The organism is Bacillus cereus group sp. N14 (genome assembly GCF_016483555.1).
Classification (GTDB): Bacteria; Bacillota; Bacilli; order Bacillales; family Bacillaceae_G; genus Bacillus_A; species Bacillus_A wiedmannii.
Window position 1 is genome coordinate 186,679 of sequence record NZ_JAEHBQ010000009.1, and the last position, 17,954, is coordinate 204,632.

Here is a 17,954-nt window from a genome sequence, read left to right on the forward strand (position 1 = left end):
AATTCACTATACTTAGTTTATCCTCTTACATCACATTATTTATCAGTTATATTTACTTATAACACAGAGGACGCAACAAAAAAATACATCTAGATTTAAAGGAGGTTACAAATATGTTATTACAAGAAATTCTATCGTTCAATGAACAATTTGTAGAAAATAAGGAATACGCTCCTCGTGAAGCGACAAAGATGCCTAAAAAACGTATGGTTGTTGTTTCTTGCATGGATGCTCGTTTAATTGAGCTACTTCCAAAAGCTTTAGATATACACGATGGTGATGCAAAAGTTATCAGAAATGCAGGTGGTAAAATTGCTTCTGCTTTCGATAGTGTTATGCAAAGTGTTGTCGCGTCAGTATACGATTTAAATGCAGATGAAATCTTCCTTATTGGACACCATAGATGTGGCGCGAGCCAAACGAATCCAAAAGGAACACTTCAAAAAATATTAGATCGTGGAGTAGCTTCAACAGAAATTTTATCAGCGATTAAATATGCTGGTATTGACCTTGAAAAATGGTTATTTGGATTTGATGATGTTTGCGATTCAACTCAAGCTAATGTTGATTTAGTAAGAAATCATCCACTTATTCCAAAAGATGTTCCTGTACACGGTTTAGTTATTGATCCTCACACAGGTAAATTAGATGTAGTGATTGATGGATATAAAGCATTAAATAGTGAAACAAAATAATAATTATTACTTACACGAAGGGAAGTTATTAGATATGAAAAAACAAGTATTAGATATGAATAGACAAGAAGCTACGCAAAAAATTCTAGAGGCAAAAATTAAAAAAGGGTTAACTTGGGAAGAAATTGCAAAAGTAAGTGAACACTCTGAGACTTGGGTTGTAACAGCGTTATTAGGACAAGCTACAATGACACGTCCAGAAGCAGAAAAAATCGGTAAACTATTAGAATTAGATGAAGAAGTAGTTCAAGCATTAACAGTAGTTCCACTTCGTGGCCAAGTAATGGAAATGCCACCTACTGACCCGATTGCATATCGCTTATATGAAATGATGTTACAATATGCACCAACTATTAGAGAATTAATCTTAGAAAAGGCCGGCGAAGGTGTAATGAGTGCAATTAACTTCAACCTGGGTGTGGATACACAAGAAGATCCAAAAGGTGGCGACCCCCGTATCGTGATTACACTTAACGGGAAATTTTTACCATTCCGTACATGGTAATTAACTAAAAAACTATATATATAATTAAAATAATTTTATCGATTTACAAAATCTATCCTTTTTAATCTAACTTTGTAGAAAGGATAGATTTTTACTATGAGATTCTTTTTCGGCAAAGGAGAATAATATGAATAAAAAGCACTTCGATACGAGCTTTAGTACTCTACAATGGTTTGTGTTTCTATTAGCAAATGCAATTGCATTACCTATCATTATTGGTGGCATATTCCATTTACCAATAGAAGATATCTCAACATTAATGCAGCGGACTTTTTTAGTCGTGGGAGTAAGTTCGTTTCTACAAGCGTGGTTTGGGCATCGCTATCCCATAGCGGATGGGCCAGCAGGTTCATGGGTAAGTATATTTGTCATATTAGGACAAGTAGCTATGCATCAGGGACAAAGTGCAAAAGATGTATTACAACTTTTAGAAGGCGGGTTAATTATTGCAGGTATATTACTCTTCGTTCTTGGTATAACAGGGCTTGTTCAGCGAATCTTACGTTTATTTACCCCTTTAGTTACAGGAACTTTTCTTTTAATCTTAGCACTTCAGCTTAGTGGTGTGTTACTAAAAGGAATGATGGGATTACAAGGATCTGCAACTCATCCCGACTATACAATTGCTACTATTGCGCTCTTTGTTTTTGCCCTTATTACTTTCTTATCAATTAAAGGGAAAGGATGGATGAAAAGTTACGCTGTGTTACTTGGAATTTCATGTGGTTGGCTTTTGTATGCAGTATTAGGAAAATCATCTCATATGCCTTCACATACAACGCTAGTTAAGTTACCAGAGGTATTTGCTTGGGGCACACCTAGATTCGATATTGGAATGTCTCTAACTGCGACTTTATTTACCTTTCTTTTAGTTGCAAATACAATTGCTGCTATTTCGGCTGTAAAACAAGTGGCTCCGTTATCTAAAAAAAATGAAAAGCAAATACTGAACCGTGGTGTATGGGTCGGAGGTATATCACATATTATCTCATCATTGTTCTCTACAATTGGAATTGTACCATTACCTGCATCAGCAGGATTTATTCAACTAACAGGTCAAAAAAAGGTGAAGTCGTTTCTTATAGCAAGTCTTATATTAGCAGGTATTTCTTTTATCCCCTCAATTGTAAACTTTATATCCTTGCTACCAGGTCCTATTGCTAATTCTGCACTTTTAGCTACATTCGTCCAAGTAATAGGCATTTCATTTCAATCCATTTTACGTGAAGAATTAAAGCAACGCCGATTAACTATATTAGGAATTTCATTATTAATCAGTTTTGGAATAATGTTTCTTCCAGAAAGTGCATTTAGTGGAGTTCCTTCTTCCTTACAATATGTTTTAAGTAACGGATTACTCGTAGGTACTATAATCGTTATTTTGCTAGAACAGTTTTGGAAAGAGTAAAATTTGTGACTAAGTAAAAAAGCGCCCTGATTACAGGGCGCTTTTTTATACCTAATGACTAATACTAGCCGTTGGGTATAATGTTGTTCCTCCAATTGAAACTTTTATTTCATTTGTTAATGGAACATTTTGTTCATTAATAATTGTTCTCCACCATTCCCATGCAAGACCAGTACATTCTCTAGCTACGATTTTTATATTTTTTGAATTTGGTGGAAGAGGGATAACTGTAGAGTAATGAGCTGTTTTGTCTCTGCCGCTACCATCCCATGTTTTATGTGTTAGTACTTCTTTCCCATTTTGATCAAATGTGAATTCATCCCAAGATACATCAAATTGAGCAACGTAAGCACCGTAATGATCAAGTGTCATTTTAGCACTTGAATATTCTGTAGTTGTCGTCTCAATATAATCTGTATTGTTATGAACAGCAGCAGTTGCATTATCTTTTAAGAAAGTGCTTGTATATGAAATTGGGTATGCTGGATTTTTAAAACTTAATTCAGCATTATCTTTAATGATATTTCGGATTTCATTGAAATCTTTTGTAACAACCTTGTTATGCTCTTTCGCATCTCCACCTAATACTACAGCAGTAAAGGTACTTTCTTCAAAAATATCTTTGTACTGTCCGCTCGTTTCGACGCTGTTATTCTTAAGTAAGGCTTTAAAAGCAGCTTGTACATCTTTACTCTTAGATGTGGTTTCTAATTTTACATAAACGGTTCTACCATAAGCTACATTTGAAACCATAACAGGTGGAGCTGAATTACTTACTCCTTTACGAGTTAACTCATCAAAAGTAACACTATTATCAAAAAGATCGGATGGATTGTTAGGTAGCTCAGCACTTACGGTATAGAATATTTGCTTATATGCCGCCACCATCACTTTCTTCTCTCCATTTGCAACCGCATTAAAATCAATGTTTAGACTGTTATCGAGATATTTAGCGTTAACGTTAAGGGCACTTGCGATTTGTGATTTACTATAAACCATAGATTCTGTATACTGCATTCTTGCAGGTAACGTATGTGTTTTAGAATACTTTTCATTCCAAGTAGATACTAAATCATCTACTGCTCCAGCCACATTACCATATGTCGGATTTTGGACAGTAATTGTATTTTCTTTTCTCATGCCAGGTAAGTCTATACTAATATTCAAAGGCTTTCTCTTAGCCACTAATAAACTCGGTTGATTGTCTGCAAAAGCTTTATTTGCAAGTTGTACCGCTCCTGGATACGTACGATTCACCACAGAATCAATAATCGAAATATCGACTGGTGAAGTTGTAAGTGATTTTTTCTCGCGTTCCACTACTACAAATTTACCATTTGAATTGATACTTTCTTTCGGAACAAAACTCTCTACCTTATCACCATTTACAGCTAAAACCTCTTGATTATTATATTTAAGATTTGCTATACCAGTATCAATGCCACTAGCATTTTGGGTTACATCAGTTGCATTACCTACTTGTGTTTCTGCGAAGGAAATAGATGAATAATTAATAGTGCATAGACTAACTAATAAACATGCAAGGAACTTTCTTCTTTTAGTTTTTTTCTTAATATTCAGAAAAATCACCCCGTTCTTTTTTTAGTAAGATATGATAATGATTGATAAATGATAGCTAACTAATAAACCTACATAAATGCTTTTAAAAGTTCTTGAATTAACGGGATTACGCCACCTACAAATTTCAAAACTGCCATTGCGATTTCCATATTATTTCCTCCTTTTTTATTGCTACGAAAATGTGATTAATCTTTATGCCCTCATTATAGTGACCCCTTACACTTTTATCAATACACTCTTATATGCAATATTACATACAAAGAACCAAGCTGAATTTTTATAAAAAGTTATACAGAGATAAATTTTCCATTTGGTAGATACTTGAAAAACCGAAGCATTCCTTTGTATTTTATGAGTAATTTACAAGTTTATTGTTGGAAGCATCGCAGGACCAGAAGTAATGAAATACCTATGGGACAGAGCTATCATCGGCAATTGTAAAAAAAGCTGCTGCCTATAAAATACAGACAGCAACTTCAACTAGAGTAGCTAGCATAATTTACGCAAGCTACAGTATACATTTTGAACTAATAAACAGCAATTGGCCCATAAGGCCCCTTGATAATCTCTATTTTTGTTTCAAAAATATCTGTCAAAAGTGCTGGGTCCATAACCTCTTCTACTGTTCCAAAAGCAGCAATTTGTCCATCTTTCATAGCACAAATTTTGTCAGAGTATTTAGCTGCAAAATTGATGTCATGCATAACAGTCAAAATTGTTCTTCCAAATTCATTAGCCGCACGTCTCAAATGCTCCATCATTTGAACAGAACGAGCAACATCAAGGTTGTTCAGAGGCTCGTCCAAAAGCACATATTCAGTCTCTTGGCACAATACCATCGCTACATATGCCCTTTGTCTTTGACCACCAGAAAGCTCATCTAAATATCTATTCTCTAAACTAGTTAAATCTAAGAAATCGATATATTTAGAAATGATAACCTCATCTTCTTTAGTTAATCTTCCCTTTGAATAAGGAAAGCGCCCAAATCCAACTAATTGTCTAACAGTAAGCCTCGTTACAAAATGATTTTCTTGTCGCAATATAGTCAAAATTTTTGCTAAGTCTTTTGATTTGGATTCAGAAACATCCATATTCGCTACTTGAATTTGACCTTCATCCATATCTAAAAGTCTTCCAATCATCAAAAGTGTCGTAGACTTTCCAGCGCCATTTGGTCCAATTAAAGAAGTAAAGCCCGCTTTTGGTATTTCAATATCCAAAGGTCCTATTTTCACCTTATCAGTATAGAACTTTTTAACATTATCGATTTTTATCATAAAGCCCTCTTCCTTAAAACTATAGTTAAGAATATGATTCCACCAAATAATTCAATAATAACTGAAACTACACCTTGAGCATGGAATACATGATACATTAAAAAGTATGCACTCGTCATTATTAAAAATCCTATAGCAAAAGCCATTGGGAAAATATATCTATGATCATAAGTTGACGCCGCCTGATAACTCAAAGTTGCTACTAAAAAGCCGTAGAAAGTAAGTGGCCCAATTAGAGCTGTTGAGATAGACATCAAAATAGCAACTAACACAAGCGTATAAATTACACTAGGTTGATATTTAACCCCAAAAGAAGTAGCAACATCCTTTCCTAATGACAAAACATTCAACTTCTTAGAATGAGCAAAAATTAATACTGCTACAATTATGATCATAGGAATTACAATAGGAAAATATGCAGGGTCTGCATGATTAACAGAACCAAATAATCTCGCTTGTAAAATATCAAATTCTGAAGGCGCAAGTAGTTTTCTCATGAAAGTTGACACAGAATTTAGCCCGGTACCAATAATAATTCCAACTAAAAGCATAAGTTGTAAATTCCCGTATTTACCGGAAAGTAACCATCCATAAAGTATCAAACTCATGAAGACCATCACAACAACTTGAAATAAAAATGATCCAATTCCATTAAAATTTATTAATGCACTAGCACCAAAGAAGAATATTGTACTCGTTTGAATTGCTGAATAAAGTGATTCGAAACCTAAAAGTGAAGGAGTAATAATCTTATTATTCGTAATAGATTGGAAAGCAACTGTCGATAAGCTATGGCAAACTGCAGCAATAATCATTGCAACAATAGCTACTATCCTTCTCTTAACAACTGGGATAAAAGAAGGTGAATCTATCGGAACTGGGTTGTTATAAACTAAAAGTCCATATGAAGAAAGGAGACCTAAAGCAATCAATGTTATGAGTAAAATCCAATAACGTCTTGATTCCTTCTTAGAACGAAAAGCACTAGCTGATCTACTTTCATTATGAAGGCTAGAATCGATTTCAACATTTTCTTTATTTTTATATTCTAATGTGATCATCGCAGCCTCCTTGGTTTTCTTCGTCTCAATAGAATAGTAATAAACACGACCGCTCCCACTGTTGCAAGTATTAAAGAAACAGGTAATTCAAACGGCTTTATAATTGTTCGAGAAATGATGTCACAGGCAGTGATTGTCCCCATTCCAATCACACAAACCCAAGGTAAATTACTTCTAAGATCATCACCTCTAAACATGGAAACAATATTTGGCACAATTAATCCTAAGAAAGGTAAGTGTCCAATAACAGCTGCAACAATTCCAACTGCAACAGAGATAAGGCCCGTCCCAAAAAGAACAATTCTATTGTAATTAACGCCAAGGCTTGTTGCGACATCTTCTCCTAGTCCAGCTAAAGTCAATCTATTAGCATACATAAAAATAAGCAAAGTAACGATAACAATTAGCCATAAATATTCGTATCTTCCCACCTGAATGTTAGCAAATGAACCTACGAACCAAGTTTCAATACTTTGCGTCATTTGAAAAAGGAGTCCCAAAAAAGTAGACACTGCAGAAATAACTGCTCCAAGCATCAATCCAATAATAGGGACAATTAAAGACGAACGAAGTTTAACTCTTCTTAAAAACAGAAAGAAAATCATAGTTCCTATAAAAGAAAAAATGATTGCACCAGTCATTCTTTGAACTAAAGTCGGGGCAGGAAATAATAAATAGACAAAAAGCAGGCCTAAGCCTGACCATTCAATAGTCCCCGTTGTAGTAGGTTCAACAAAACGATTCTGTGTAATTAATTGCATTACGAGCCCTGCCATCGCCATTGCAGCTCCAGTAAGCATTAATGCAACTGTTCTCGGAACACGAGTGATGAAAAACATCTCCATTCCGTCCTCTTGTCCACGTATATCATAAACTCCAGTAAACAGTGATATAATCCCTAAAATTATAACAACTATAACCGCTATTATAAAAGGTTTTGTCCATATTTTATTGTGATTATAAAACTGGGGTTGAGAAATATTCTCAACCCTAGAAATCATATTTTTTGACACTGTTTCGTACCCCTTTACACTACTTAGCTAAAGTTTTTGCAAGATTTCCAAATAACTCTACATAAGTCTGAATTGATTCATTTGTGTAAGTATCTTCTGGTGCATAAACAACTTGTTTTTTAGAAACAGCAGTTGTGTTTTGAAGAGCTGGTGATTTAGAAATAACATCCTTAGCAGGTGTTGACTTAGCTGCATCAGATGTTGCAGCATCACGATCTAATACGAAAAGCCAATCAGGATTTGTTTGTGCAATAGCTTCAACAGAAACGTCATCACCTTTATGACCTGCAGTAGAATTAGACACTTCTAATGCTGGAGTCCAACCGAAAATTTCATACATTGGTCCCCAAACACGACCAGAATGTGGAGCAGCAAAACCAATATTCCCACCAGTAACGATAACACTCATAACTTTATCTTTTCCGTTATAAGCAGATTTTGCTTTTTCAATAGATTTATCAAAATCAGCTACTAATTGTTTAGCTTCTTTATCTTTATCAAAGATTTTTCCTAGAGTAGTTGTAGAATTTTTAAGTCCATCTACTAAATTTTTTCCAGGCGTAGTAGATTTCTCAGAAACATCAAAATTAAGATCAATAACAGCTACATTTGGCACTAATTTTTTGATTTCTTCGTAATGATCAGCAAATCTTTGACCAACGATTACAAGGTCAGGGTTTGCAGCTGCAATAATTTCAAGATTTGGTTCACGGTGATTCCCAATATTTTGAACTTTTTCATCCTTTTTATATGCTGAATCAGCAGGCATGATATCCTTTGGAGCAGCCGCTAATTTAATTCCCCAATCAGCTAAAGTTTCAAACGTTCTATTATCTAAAGCAACTACATTCTTTGGATTTACAGGAACTGTAACTTTTCCATGCGCATCAGTAATTTCAACCGTTTTTGGCTTATCACTACCATTATCTTTAGTAGCCTTCGAAGTTTCTTTACCTGAATCTGAGCAAGCTACTAACATTAAAGTAAAAATTGCTAGAATACTTACTAATTTTAAAAGCATAGTTTTTTTCATACGTATACTCCTTATTATGTAATTTAGTTCGAAAATGATGACTTTCATAGATTGAATTAGATAGTAACTGCTATTCACCTAAGTCAATATTGATAATCATTTTCATTTAAACATCCTGTTAATTAGTATAGTCATTAATTCTGTGAAAATCTTGTGAATGGTGCGAATTAATAAAACCAAACATAAATTCAATGTCAGAAGTAACATTTGAAGTCAGTCAGGCATGTTGATTAACTATGGGTTTCTCCTACAAAACAGGCTCATTAATAGGTAATCAAGATCCATTACCTGATAGAAATATTCTAGCTCCCTTCTTTTATATTTCTGAGAAACTATTTGATTATCGGATTTAATAGAAAAAAACGAGTAAAACTGAATAAAATAGTTTTACTCGTTTTTTCCATTATGACAAACTGTACTCTACCTATTATCTTAGTCTTATCATTCAACCATTGAATAGCCTCTACCATGTATCGTTTGAATATATCTATCTTTCTTCTCGCACTTTAACTTTTTTCTTACATACCCAATATATAAGTCTACTACATTTGGATTTACTACTACGTTATATCCCCAAACTTGGTTCAAAAGCATTTCACGGCTCAATATTGTATTTTTATTCTTGATTAAAAATACAAGCAAATCATACTCGCGCTTCGTAAGCGAGAGATTTTTACCACCTTTTTTTACAATATTGCTAGATGCATCAACAAAGAGATCTTTAAACTGAAAGAAGTTTATCTCATTTTGCTGGTTACAGTCACTTCTTCTTAAAATAGCTTGAACCCTTGCTACTAATTCTTCTTTCGCAAATGGTTTTCTAATATAATCATCTGCTCCTGCTTGTAATCCTGTTACGCAATCCTCGCTAGAAATATTATCGGTCACAATAATGATCGGTGTCGTTTTAACAAGTCGTATTTGTCTGCAAATTTCTGGTCCGGGTATGCTTAATGAATCCCAATCTAATATGATAATATCCCAATCTTGTTCATATATTATATTTAAACCTTCGTTTTCATTGTGAAGTTTTAAAATGAAATGGCCTTCTTGCGTTAACCCGCTTACGATTTTCTTCGCAAAAGACCGTTCATTCTTAATTACTAACACCTGCCTCACCGATGGTTCACCTCTACTTCAATATAACTTAGTTAGATAAAAAATTATCTCCAAAAAAACATTTTAAAATTTATAAATATGAAACCCCTAAAAAAGGCCATTATAACAGCTTATTAGGAGAACACTATATAATCTTACAATAGATATGGATAAAAACACAAAGGGTATGAAGATTTAAATACGTATTATGTAATCATTAAAGGTAGCTATAGTATCTACCTGTTTATCATCAATAACTATTTCTTCATTTTCTGTTTCAGGGGTACTACCCTCCCCCATCAACTTAAACATTTTATAAAACTACAAAACAAAATACGGTATTTTTTCTATTGCTTTAAACCTAGAAGACAAATCGCTTCAATATTTTCTGAATATTATGGGAGGATGTAAATACTGTGAACACGGTATATTTAGTGTTTAATTAACCTTATAATAAAAAACAGCGCGCTAAATTAATTTGAAAGGTGCAAAAACATGATTACAAATCAACAATTAGTCATAAACAATTTGGAAGAAAAATTAAAAGTATTTACTCATGCAGTTAATGGAGAACTTACAAAAGAAGAAGATTTCATCATAGCAAATACAGACATTCCTTCTGATACATTCAATGTGGTATTGCCGAAATCTCCAAATATCAAAAATGCAGGTAAGATTAGACATGGAATCGATAATTTTTCACATAAAAAATATCCCTTTAGTATTTGGATTGATGCTCAGTATTTAACCGAAGATTGGACAAAGCTTATGCAAGAATATGACCTAGAAGAAGCGGAACGTAATGTGATGATGAAGCTTGAAAATACGCTTAATGTTGGTCAAAGAATTTCCGATCAACTTATCATTACTAATGTGAAAAATAATGAAGAACTTTTAAAATATATAGACGTATTCATGAGCTTATTTGAGGGTACACCAGAAAAAGACGCATTAGAAAGTTATTTTAATAAGTTTTCTCAAGTAAAATTAGGTTCAGAAGTTCAAATGTTTATTGGATGCATAGATGAAATGCCTGTAACTACTGGTTTATTAATAGAAAGCAAAGATAGTTATGGTATTTATGATGTGATGACAAAAGAAACATTTAGAGGTAAAGGAATTGGCAGTGAAATGTTTCAATTTCTTCTAAATCAAACAACGGATAAACAAAAACCAGTTGTATTACAAGCTTCAGATGATGGAAAAAATATCTATAAGCGATTTGGATTTATGGATGTCGGGGAAATGGTTGTATTTGAATAAGGGGTTTTCTTATTCAGCTATAGGGCAGGATTCTTGAGCAACATAGATAGGAAATGATCCAAGTTTTTATAAAAGAATAAACTAATTGAAAATATTAAGGGCGTGTTTTGATCAATTTTTTTCAAAACACGCCTTTTTCTTTTTGTTTATCAAGGTTATTTGCTTAATTTGAACAAACTTTATTCTAAAACAACATGAATTATTAATTAAAATTACTTCTAAGGAGCATATCTTTACATAACAAAAAAGGAAGCAGAAACCTGCATTTTATGCAAAGTTATGCTTCCTGTTATAACAAAATAAAAAAACCACCAAATATGTATTGGTGGAGACGGTGGGAGTCGAACCCACGTCCAAAAATATCGGCACTTAAGCTTCTACGAGTGTAGTCGATATATTAGCATTTCGCGAACTCTTCGGCCTATCGACAGGCTTCCAAGTTGCTAGTCTGATTGTTCTCTTCCTTCGCCCTCAGACGGCGAACTCCGGCGTAGTCCACTTAGTTTGAGTCCCTTACCCTACCACATGGACGATGGAGGGAGGAACCTTTAGTGCAATTAAGCAGCTAAAGAAAGATTGTTTTGTTTGCCAATTATAGGCTTTGACGTTTTAACGAGGCCGATCCCCTCGACTCGCAACCTAAGCTCGAACTATCCCTGTCGAATCCGTAACGTCCCCATGATAAAAATGGAGCATACGAAGAAATATCGTGATAGCTACTAAGAGCTGTTTTTCAATGTGCAACAATCTTACATAAGTTATTATAACATACGCGCGTCGTTTTACAAATGTAAATATCTGTATTACATCTTTTGACGATCACGGAACGCGCGTGCAATTTCACGTTTTGCTTCTTTCTCTTTTAAATCGTTACGCTTATCATATTGCTTTTTACCTTTTGCTAAACCAAGTGCCATTTTCGCGAATCCATTTTTTAAATAAATTCTAACTGGAACTAATGCATAGCCTGTTTCTTTTGAAGCACCCGTTAACTTCTCAATTTCTTTTTTATGAAGAAGTAACTTTCTCGTGCGAAGCGGATCATGGTTGAAACGATTCCCTTGCTCATATGTACTAATATGCATATTATGTACCCATACTTCACCATTATGTACACGTGCAAACGCATCTTTCAAGTTCACGCGTCCAGCGCGAATCGACTTAATTTCCGTTCCTTGAAGGACAAGCCCTGCCTCGTATGTTTCTTCAATGAAATAATCATGAAATGCTTTTTTATTTTGTGCAATAACCTTACCTGAACCTTTTGGCATATAACGTCCCTCCTCTATTTTCACTATTGTAACAAATGTTATAAAAAAGCGAAAGTGGCTCGCTCTCAAGCCATCAATAAAAAAGAAAAGGCCCCGCTTTTCATTAAAGCGAAGCCACTCTTTTCTTACTTGCGCTTTTTCTTTTTCTTCTTGAATCCTGGTACATTTTCAAAGAAGCCTTTTTTCTTCTTACCATTACCGTTACCATCTTTTTTCCCTGGCTGACTAGCGGATGTGGATGCTGATGCTGATGCGGATCCTTTTCCTTTTCCTTGTCCGCCACGATCAAACTTTCTTCCTGTGCCGCGCTCGCCACCGCGCTCATTACTACGCTCGCTACGTCCACCGCGTTTCTTTCTGCCTGTTCTTGGCTGTTCGATAACGACTGGACGATCTTTGAACTTACGACGAGGCGTACCTTTCATGCCAACGATTTCAAAGTCGATTGCACGCTCGTCTTTGTTTACGTTAATAACACGAATTGTAATTTCGTCTCCGATGCGGAATACGTTACCTGTACGTTCTCCGATCATTGCGAAATGTTTCTCGTCATAACGATAGTAATCATCTGTTAAGTAGCTAACATGTACAAGACCTTCAATTGTATTTGGAAGCTCTACGAATAAACCGAAGTTTGTTACAGAGCTAATCATACCATCATACTCTTCGCCGATTTTATCAACCATATACTCTGCTTTTTTCATTTCGTCTGTTTCACGTTCTGCTTCAACTGCACGGCGTTCCATATTAGAAGAATGCTCTGCAATTTCAGGTAAGTTTTCACGCCATTTCGCTTGTGTTTCGTTGTCGACTTTACCGTTAATGATGTATTCACGAATTAATCTATGAACGATTGTATCTGGGTAACGACGAATTGGTGATGTGAAATGTGTGTAGAACTCAGTTGATAAACCGAAATGTCCTAAGCTATCCGCATCGTAACGCGCTTGCTTCATTGAACGAAGCATTACTGTTGAAATAACTACTTCTTCAGGCTGTCCTTGAACCATTTCAAGAATTTGTTGCAGCGCACGAGGATGTATTTCATTCGCACGTCCTTTTACTGCATATCCGAAGTTTGTTACAAACTCGAAGAAACGTTCCAACTTATCTTCTTTCGGATCTTCATGGACACGGTACATGAATGGTACGTTCATCCAGTGGAAATGCTCTGCTACTGTTTCGTTCGCAACAAGCATAAATTCTTCAATTAACTTCTCTGATACAGAACGATCACGCATGACAACATCTGTCGGTTTACCTTCTTCATCTACTAATACTTTCGCTTCTTTAAAGTCAAAGTCGATTGCACCGCGGCGCATACGTTTTTCACGTAAAATCTGTGCCAATTGACCCATCTCTTTAAACATTGGTACGAGCGGCTCATAGCGTTTGATTAACTCTTCGTCCTCATCTTCTAAAATGCTTCTTACGTCAGCATACGTCATACGCTCTGTCGTTTTAATCACACTTTGGAAAATCTCATGCTTTACAACATCACCTAAGTTGTTGATTTCCATTTCACAAGATAACGTCAGACGGTCTACTTTCGGGTTTAACGAACAAATACCGTTAGATAGACGATGCGGAATCATCGGAATTACACGGTCAACAAGATATACACTCGTTGCTCTTTCCGCTGCTTCTACATCAATTGGAGAACCTTCTTGAACGTAATGACTTACATCCGCAATATGAACGCCAAGCTTGTAGTTACCGTTCTCGAGCTTCGTTACTGTAACAGCGTCATCTAAATCTTTCGCATCTGCACCGTCAATCGTTACGATCATTTGGTCACGCAGGTCACGGCGATCTTTTAAATCTTCTTCTGAAATCGTTTCTGGTACACTGTTTGCATGCTCCATCACTTCTTCAGGGAATGCTAAAGGTAGATGATGTTTATGGATAACTGATAAAATATCTACTCCTGGATCATTTTTATGACCTAGAATTTGAATAACTTCACCTTCTGCACTTAAACGATTCTCTGGATAGCTCGTAATTTTCACAACTACTTTATGGCCTTCTACAGCACCCATTGATGCACTTTTCAAGATAAAGATATCACTCGTCCAACGCTTATTGTCAGGTACAACAAATCCAAAGTTTTTCGATTCTGTATATGTACCAACTAGTTCTTTCGTGCCGCGCTCTAAAATACGTACAATTGAACCTTCTTGGCGTGATCCACTTGATTGTGCGCTAACACGCGCTAATACTGTATCGCCATGAAGTGCACCGTTTAACTCTGTAGGTGGGATGAAAAGATCATCGTCTCCGGTTTTCTTCTCTTCTGGTACAACGAATGCAAAGCCACGTGCATGTCCAATTAATTTACCGCGTACTAAATTCATCTTTTCAGGAAGACCGTAACGGTTACTACGTGTGCGAATAACAAGTCCCTTCTCTTCCATCGTTACAAGTGCCTTTACAAAATCTTTAAAGCCCTCAGAACCTTCAATTCCAAATGCCTCTTCTAACTCTTGTATCGTTAGCGGTTTATACGCTTCTTCTCTCATAAATAATAACAACTTATCAATATTTTCTTGTATGATTTCTTCCAAGCAGAAATACCTCCTTTAAACCCTTATATTATTTAGTGTATCCGAAAGACTCGGGATGTATAAAGCGAAACTTTAATACTCCCCTAATGATTTTTACAGTTTTCACAAAAAATTCCTTATGAAAAAAAGAGGCAACTAGATCTTACCAATCTAGTTGCTCCAAGAAGTTATATACATCCTCATGTAGCTCGTCACGTTGCTTATCAAGTGTAATGACATGCGTAGAGTCTTCATACCATTTAATGTCTTTTAACGTAGATTCTACACCGTTATAAATAATGTTAGCACTATCTGTATTAATCATTTCATCATGACGCGCTTGTACAACAAATGTAGGTGCATAAATCATATCCACATTGTTACGTACGTCAGCAATTAATTGTTGTAATGCTTTTAATGTATTCATCGGTGTCTTTTGGAATTCCAACATTTCTTGTTCGATTTGCTCTGGTGATTTTTGCTCACGTTTTTTATATTCGCGGGCATATGCCAATATACCTTGGTACATCGTTTCTTCACTCTTAATATACATTGGTGCACACATTGGCACTACACCTAAAACCGGTACTGTATAACCTAATTTTAAAGAAAATACGCCGCCAAGTGATAATCCAGCAACAGCAATTTTCTCAAAGCCTTTATCTTTTAAAAGCTGATATGCTTCTATTACGTCTTGCCACCAATCTTCAGGACCTGTATGAACAAGCTCTTCTGGTGGTACACCGTGCCCTTTAAAAATTGGCGCATGACAAGTGTAGCCTTTCTTCTCTAAGAAACGCCCTAACATACGTACATCAGCTGAGTTTCCTGTGAAACCATGTAGTAATAAAACAGCGCGGTCTCCACCCTCAAATGTAAATGGTTTCGGAGATGCTAATTTCATCATGTACTTCTCCTCTTTCTCTTCTGTAATCTAGTCGTATTCTTTCTATATCTAGTGTACCATATTTATATTTCTATAATCTAATTAGAAACATCTTTCAAATGGCAAAATAAAAAAAGAAGAACCATTAGTACAACTTACTAACGCTTCTTCTTTCAATTCTATAAATTGAAGTACGTAACACCAATTGTTAATACAAAGAATAATACAGCTAAAACAATTGTAATACGGTTTAATACCGCTTCAATTCCACGTGCTTTTTGCTTACCAAATAATTGCTCTGCACCGCCTGAAATTGCACCTGAAAGGCCTGAGCTATTACTAGACTGCATAAGTACCATAACAATCATTAAAATCGATACAATAATAAGTAAAACGGATAATAACGTATGCACTTGGCGTACCTCCTACAAAGATTCAGTTATTTTAACTGTAGCATAAATTCTATAGAAAAGCGAGAGCTATAGAGTCGCTCTCGCTTTTCTTCTATTACATAAACATCATTGCAAATAACGGCCCGAGCAAACATGTCAAAATTGCTGTTAATGTCATTGTTACCGATCCAATAACACCTTCATGTTCATTATTTTTCATCGCTCTCATTACACCCATAATATGAGAAGCACATCCAAATCCGATACCTTTACCAACTGAGTTTGTAACGCGGCTCCATTTTAATAAAAGTGGGCCGGTAATCGTTCCAGTAATACCTGCGATAACAACGAAAGCTGCTGTTAATGACGGTACACCACCAACTTGCTCTGAAACACTCATCGCAACTGGCATTGTCACCGATTTTGGTAAAGAAGATAAAATTAAGCTTTTATCTGTTCCCATAAGTGATGCAATGGCAAAATCACTTGCGATTGCAACTGTTGTCCCTACTAATACGCCACCAGCAATCGGTACAACATATTTTTGCAGAACGTGACGTTGTTTATAAAGAGGAATTGCAAATGCTACAACACCGGGTCCGAGCAGTTTTGCAATCCAGCCACCACCGCTTTCCATATAATGTTGATATGGTATATCAAGCATGATAAATAAGAAAGCCATTAATCCTGTTGCTACAAGCATTGGAATGGTGAATGGTGTTGGAAATAATTTATAGATTTTTTTAGATAATTGGTATAATAGCACCGTAAAAAGAACCCAACCGATTCCGATTAATATTTGGCTCATCGCGACTCTCTTTCCTTTCTATTCGCAAGATATTGTCCTGTATGTCCTGCGACAATAATAATTAAAAATGTACTCGCTACAATTGTAATGAAAAGAGAAATTCCTTTACTCATAAAAAAAGCACCGTAATTCATTAGGCCAAGCGTTGGCGGAATTAATAAAAACGGCATAATAGCAACGAGTGTTTCTGCTCCTAAATCGAACCATTTCACTGGAAGGACTTTTAGGCTAAGTAAAACAAGCAAGAGGAACATTCCAATCAAACTTCCTGGAATCGGAATATTTAACACTTCTTGTACCCAATTTCCAACCATATAAAAAACGTAAAGAGCTGCAATTTGGACAAGAATCTTTGTAAATTTCATGTTCATCATCCCTCATGTTTATACGATCTTCTCTTAATATCTTTATCATAGTATAAATTGTAAAAAGCTGCAATTTATCAACTTGACAGCAAAAATAGCTTATGTTAGACGCTTACAACCTTGATATGACTGGATTTTCAGGCGGAAATTACGTCAAAAACCTTGACCTAATATAAAAAGTTTTTATTTTCTGAATTTTAAAGGTTGTTATTTCAATAAAATAATCTTTTTATCCTTAAGCTTACATATAATAAAGTGAAACTTTCATTAGGGGTAGTTTTCTTCATCCCTACAATCGGACTTTTACGGGATAAACAAGATAGGTGGTGAACATATGCCAAAAAAAGTTCTTATTTTTTGTGATCCTGGCATTGATGATACGATGGCTCTCCTCTTAGCATTCTTTATTGATGAAATAGAAATCGTCGGCATCGTTGCTGATTACGGCAATGTTCCAAAAGAAATGGCCGTACAAAACGCTCATTTTCTTAAGAACGAAGCAAAGGATAGAAATATCAAGATATTTGGTGGATCAGAACGCCCACTTACTGGCGCCCCTCCTGCTTTCTTTACGGAAGTACACGGGAAACAGGGGCTCGGGCCAATTATTCCAAAGGGACATGTGACTAACGGAGAAATGGAGAATTTTTTCGAAGTTATTCCTCTTATTGAACAGTATAAAGATGAATTAATCATTGTTAGTTTAGGCAGACTTACCTCCCTAGCAATTTTATTCATCTTATGTAAACAGC

The 17,954-nt window shown here is 35.4% G+C and carries 17 protein-coding genes and 1 other RNA gene; 5 read left to right on the forward strand and 13 right to left on the reverse strand.

The window, feature by feature from the left end; translation table 11 throughout:
* Positions 1-113: 113 nt before the first annotated feature.
* The 3 genes from JDS82_RS15425 to JDS82_RS15435 all read left to right on the forward strand — a co-directional run bounded on the left by JDS82_RS15425 (position 114) and on the right by JDS82_RS15435 (position 2,608).
* A complete protein-coding gene (locus tag JDS82_RS15425; RefSeq protein ID WP_199713538.1) occupies positions 114-695 on the forward strand; it encodes a beta-class carbonic anhydrase in 582 nt (193 codons plus the stop codon).
* Positions 696-750: 55 nt separating this feature from the next.
* Positions 751-1,200 (forward strand): cyanase, encoded by a 450-nt coding sequence (gene cynS / locus JDS82_RS15430; protein ID WP_033662787.1) that lies wholly within the window; start codon positions 751-753, stop codon positions 1,198-1,200.
* 127 nt (positions 1,201-1,327) lie between these two features.
* Positions 1,328-2,608, forward strand: a complete 1,281-nt coding sequence (locus tag JDS82_RS15435; RefSeq protein ID WP_199713539.1) for a purine/pyrimidine permease — start codon at positions 1,328-1,330, stop codon at positions 2,606-2,608.
* Positions 2,609-2,659: 51 nt separating this feature from the next.
* Here the strand turns inward: JDS82_RS15435 and alo are convergent, their stop codons facing one another.
* The 6 genes from alo to JDS82_RS15465 all read right to left on the reverse strand — a co-directional run bounded on the left by alo (position 2,660) and on the right by JDS82_RS15465 (position 9,695).
* Positions 2,660-4,198, reverse strand: coding sequence for an anthrolysin O/cereolysin O family cholesterol-dependent cytolysin Alo (gene alo / locus JDS82_RS15440; RefSeq protein ID WP_199713540.1), 1,539 nt, complete (start codon positions 4,196-4,198; stop codon positions 2,660-2,662).
* A gap of 518 nt (positions 4,199-4,716) precedes the next feature.
* Positions 4,717-5,469 (reverse strand): iron ABC transporter ATP-binding protein, encoded by a 753-nt coding sequence (locus JDS82_RS15445; protein ID WP_199713541.1) that lies wholly within the window; start codon positions 5,467-5,469, stop codon positions 4,717-4,719.
* Positions 5,466-6,530, reverse strand: coding sequence for an iron chelate uptake ABC transporter family permease subunit (locus JDS82_RS15450; protein ID WP_199713542.1), 1,065 nt, complete (start codon positions 6,528-6,530; stop codon positions 5,466-5,468). The genes JDS82_RS15445 and JDS82_RS15450 overlap by 4 nt, the downstream gene beginning before the upstream one ends.
* On the reverse strand, positions 6,527-7,543 hold the full coding sequence (locus JDS82_RS15455; protein WP_199713543.1) for an iron chelate uptake ABC transporter family permease subunit: 1,017 nt from the start codon (positions 7,541-7,543) through the stop codon (positions 6,527-6,529). The genes JDS82_RS15450 and JDS82_RS15455 overlap by 4 nt, the downstream gene beginning before the upstream one ends.
* A 19-nt stretch (positions 7,544-7,562) precedes the next feature.
* A complete protein-coding gene (locus JDS82_RS15460) occupies positions 7,563-8,576 on the reverse strand; it encodes a siderophore ABC transporter substrate-binding protein (protein WP_199713544.1) in 1,014 nt (337 codons plus the stop codon).
* 441 nt (positions 8,577-9,017) lie between these two features.
* A complete protein-coding gene (locus JDS82_RS15465) occupies positions 9,018-9,695 on the reverse strand; it encodes a response regulator transcription factor (protein ID WP_199713545.1) in 678 nt (225 codons plus the stop codon).
* A gap of 474 nt (positions 9,696-10,169) precedes the next feature.
* Here JDS82_RS15465 and JDS82_RS15470 point away from each other — a divergent pair, with 474 nt between their 5' ends.
* The gene (locus tag JDS82_RS15470; RefSeq protein WP_199713546.1) at positions 10,170-10,937 is read left to right on the forward strand and encodes a GNAT family N-acetyltransferase; all 768 of its coding nucleotides are present in this window, start codon (positions 10,170-10,172) and stop codon (positions 10,935-10,937) included.
* Positions 10,938-11,260: 323 nt separating this feature from the next.
* On the opposite strand, the gene ssrA is transcribed toward JDS82_RS15470, so the two are convergent.
* The 7 genes from ssrA to JDS82_RS15505 form a co-directional block, all read right to left on the reverse strand.
* Positions 11,261-11,615, reverse strand: a transfer-messenger RNA (tmRNA) gene (gene ssrA, locus JDS82_RS15475).
* A 125-nt stretch (positions 11,616-11,740) separates the two neighbouring features.
* Positions 11,741-12,208, reverse strand: a complete 468-nt coding sequence (smpB, locus tag JDS82_RS15480; RefSeq protein ID WP_001123908.1) for an SsrA-binding protein — start codon at positions 12,206-12,208, stop codon at positions 11,741-11,743.
* Between the two features lie 125 nt (positions 12,209-12,333).
* Positions 12,334-14,772, reverse strand: a complete 2,439-nt coding sequence (gene rnr, locus JDS82_RS15485; protein ID WP_046955595.1) for a ribonuclease R — start codon at positions 14,770-14,772, stop codon at positions 12,334-12,336.
* 142 nt (positions 14,773-14,914) lie between these two features.
* Positions 14,915-15,655, reverse strand: coding sequence for a carboxylesterase (gene estA / locus JDS82_RS15490; RefSeq protein ID WP_161796082.1), 741 nt, complete (start codon positions 15,653-15,655; stop codon positions 14,915-14,917).
* Between the two features lie 161 nt (positions 15,656-15,816).
* Positions 15,817-16,050, reverse strand: a complete 234-nt coding sequence (secG, locus tag JDS82_RS15495) for a preprotein translocase subunit SecG (protein WP_000557264.1) — start codon at positions 16,048-16,050, stop codon at positions 15,817-15,819.
* A gap of 94 nt (positions 16,051-16,144) precedes the next feature.
* Positions 16,145-16,837, reverse strand: coding sequence for an LrgB family protein (locus JDS82_RS15500; RefSeq protein ID WP_000078299.1), 693 nt, complete (start codon positions 16,835-16,837; stop codon positions 16,145-16,147).
* Positions 16,834-17,202, reverse strand: coding sequence for a CidA/LrgA family holin-like protein (locus tag JDS82_RS15505; protein ID WP_000673212.1), 369 nt, complete (start codon positions 17,200-17,202; stop codon positions 16,834-16,836). Before JDS82_RS15505 ends, JDS82_RS15500 begins: the two co-directional genes overlap by 4 nt.
* Positions 17,203-17,536: 334 nt before the next feature.
* On the opposite strand from JDS82_RS15505, the gene JDS82_RS15510 reads away from it, so the two are divergent.
* A partial coding sequence (locus JDS82_RS15510; RefSeq protein ID WP_199713547.1) for a nucleoside hydrolase occupies positions 17,537-17,954 on the forward strand: 418 nt, incomplete at its 3' end.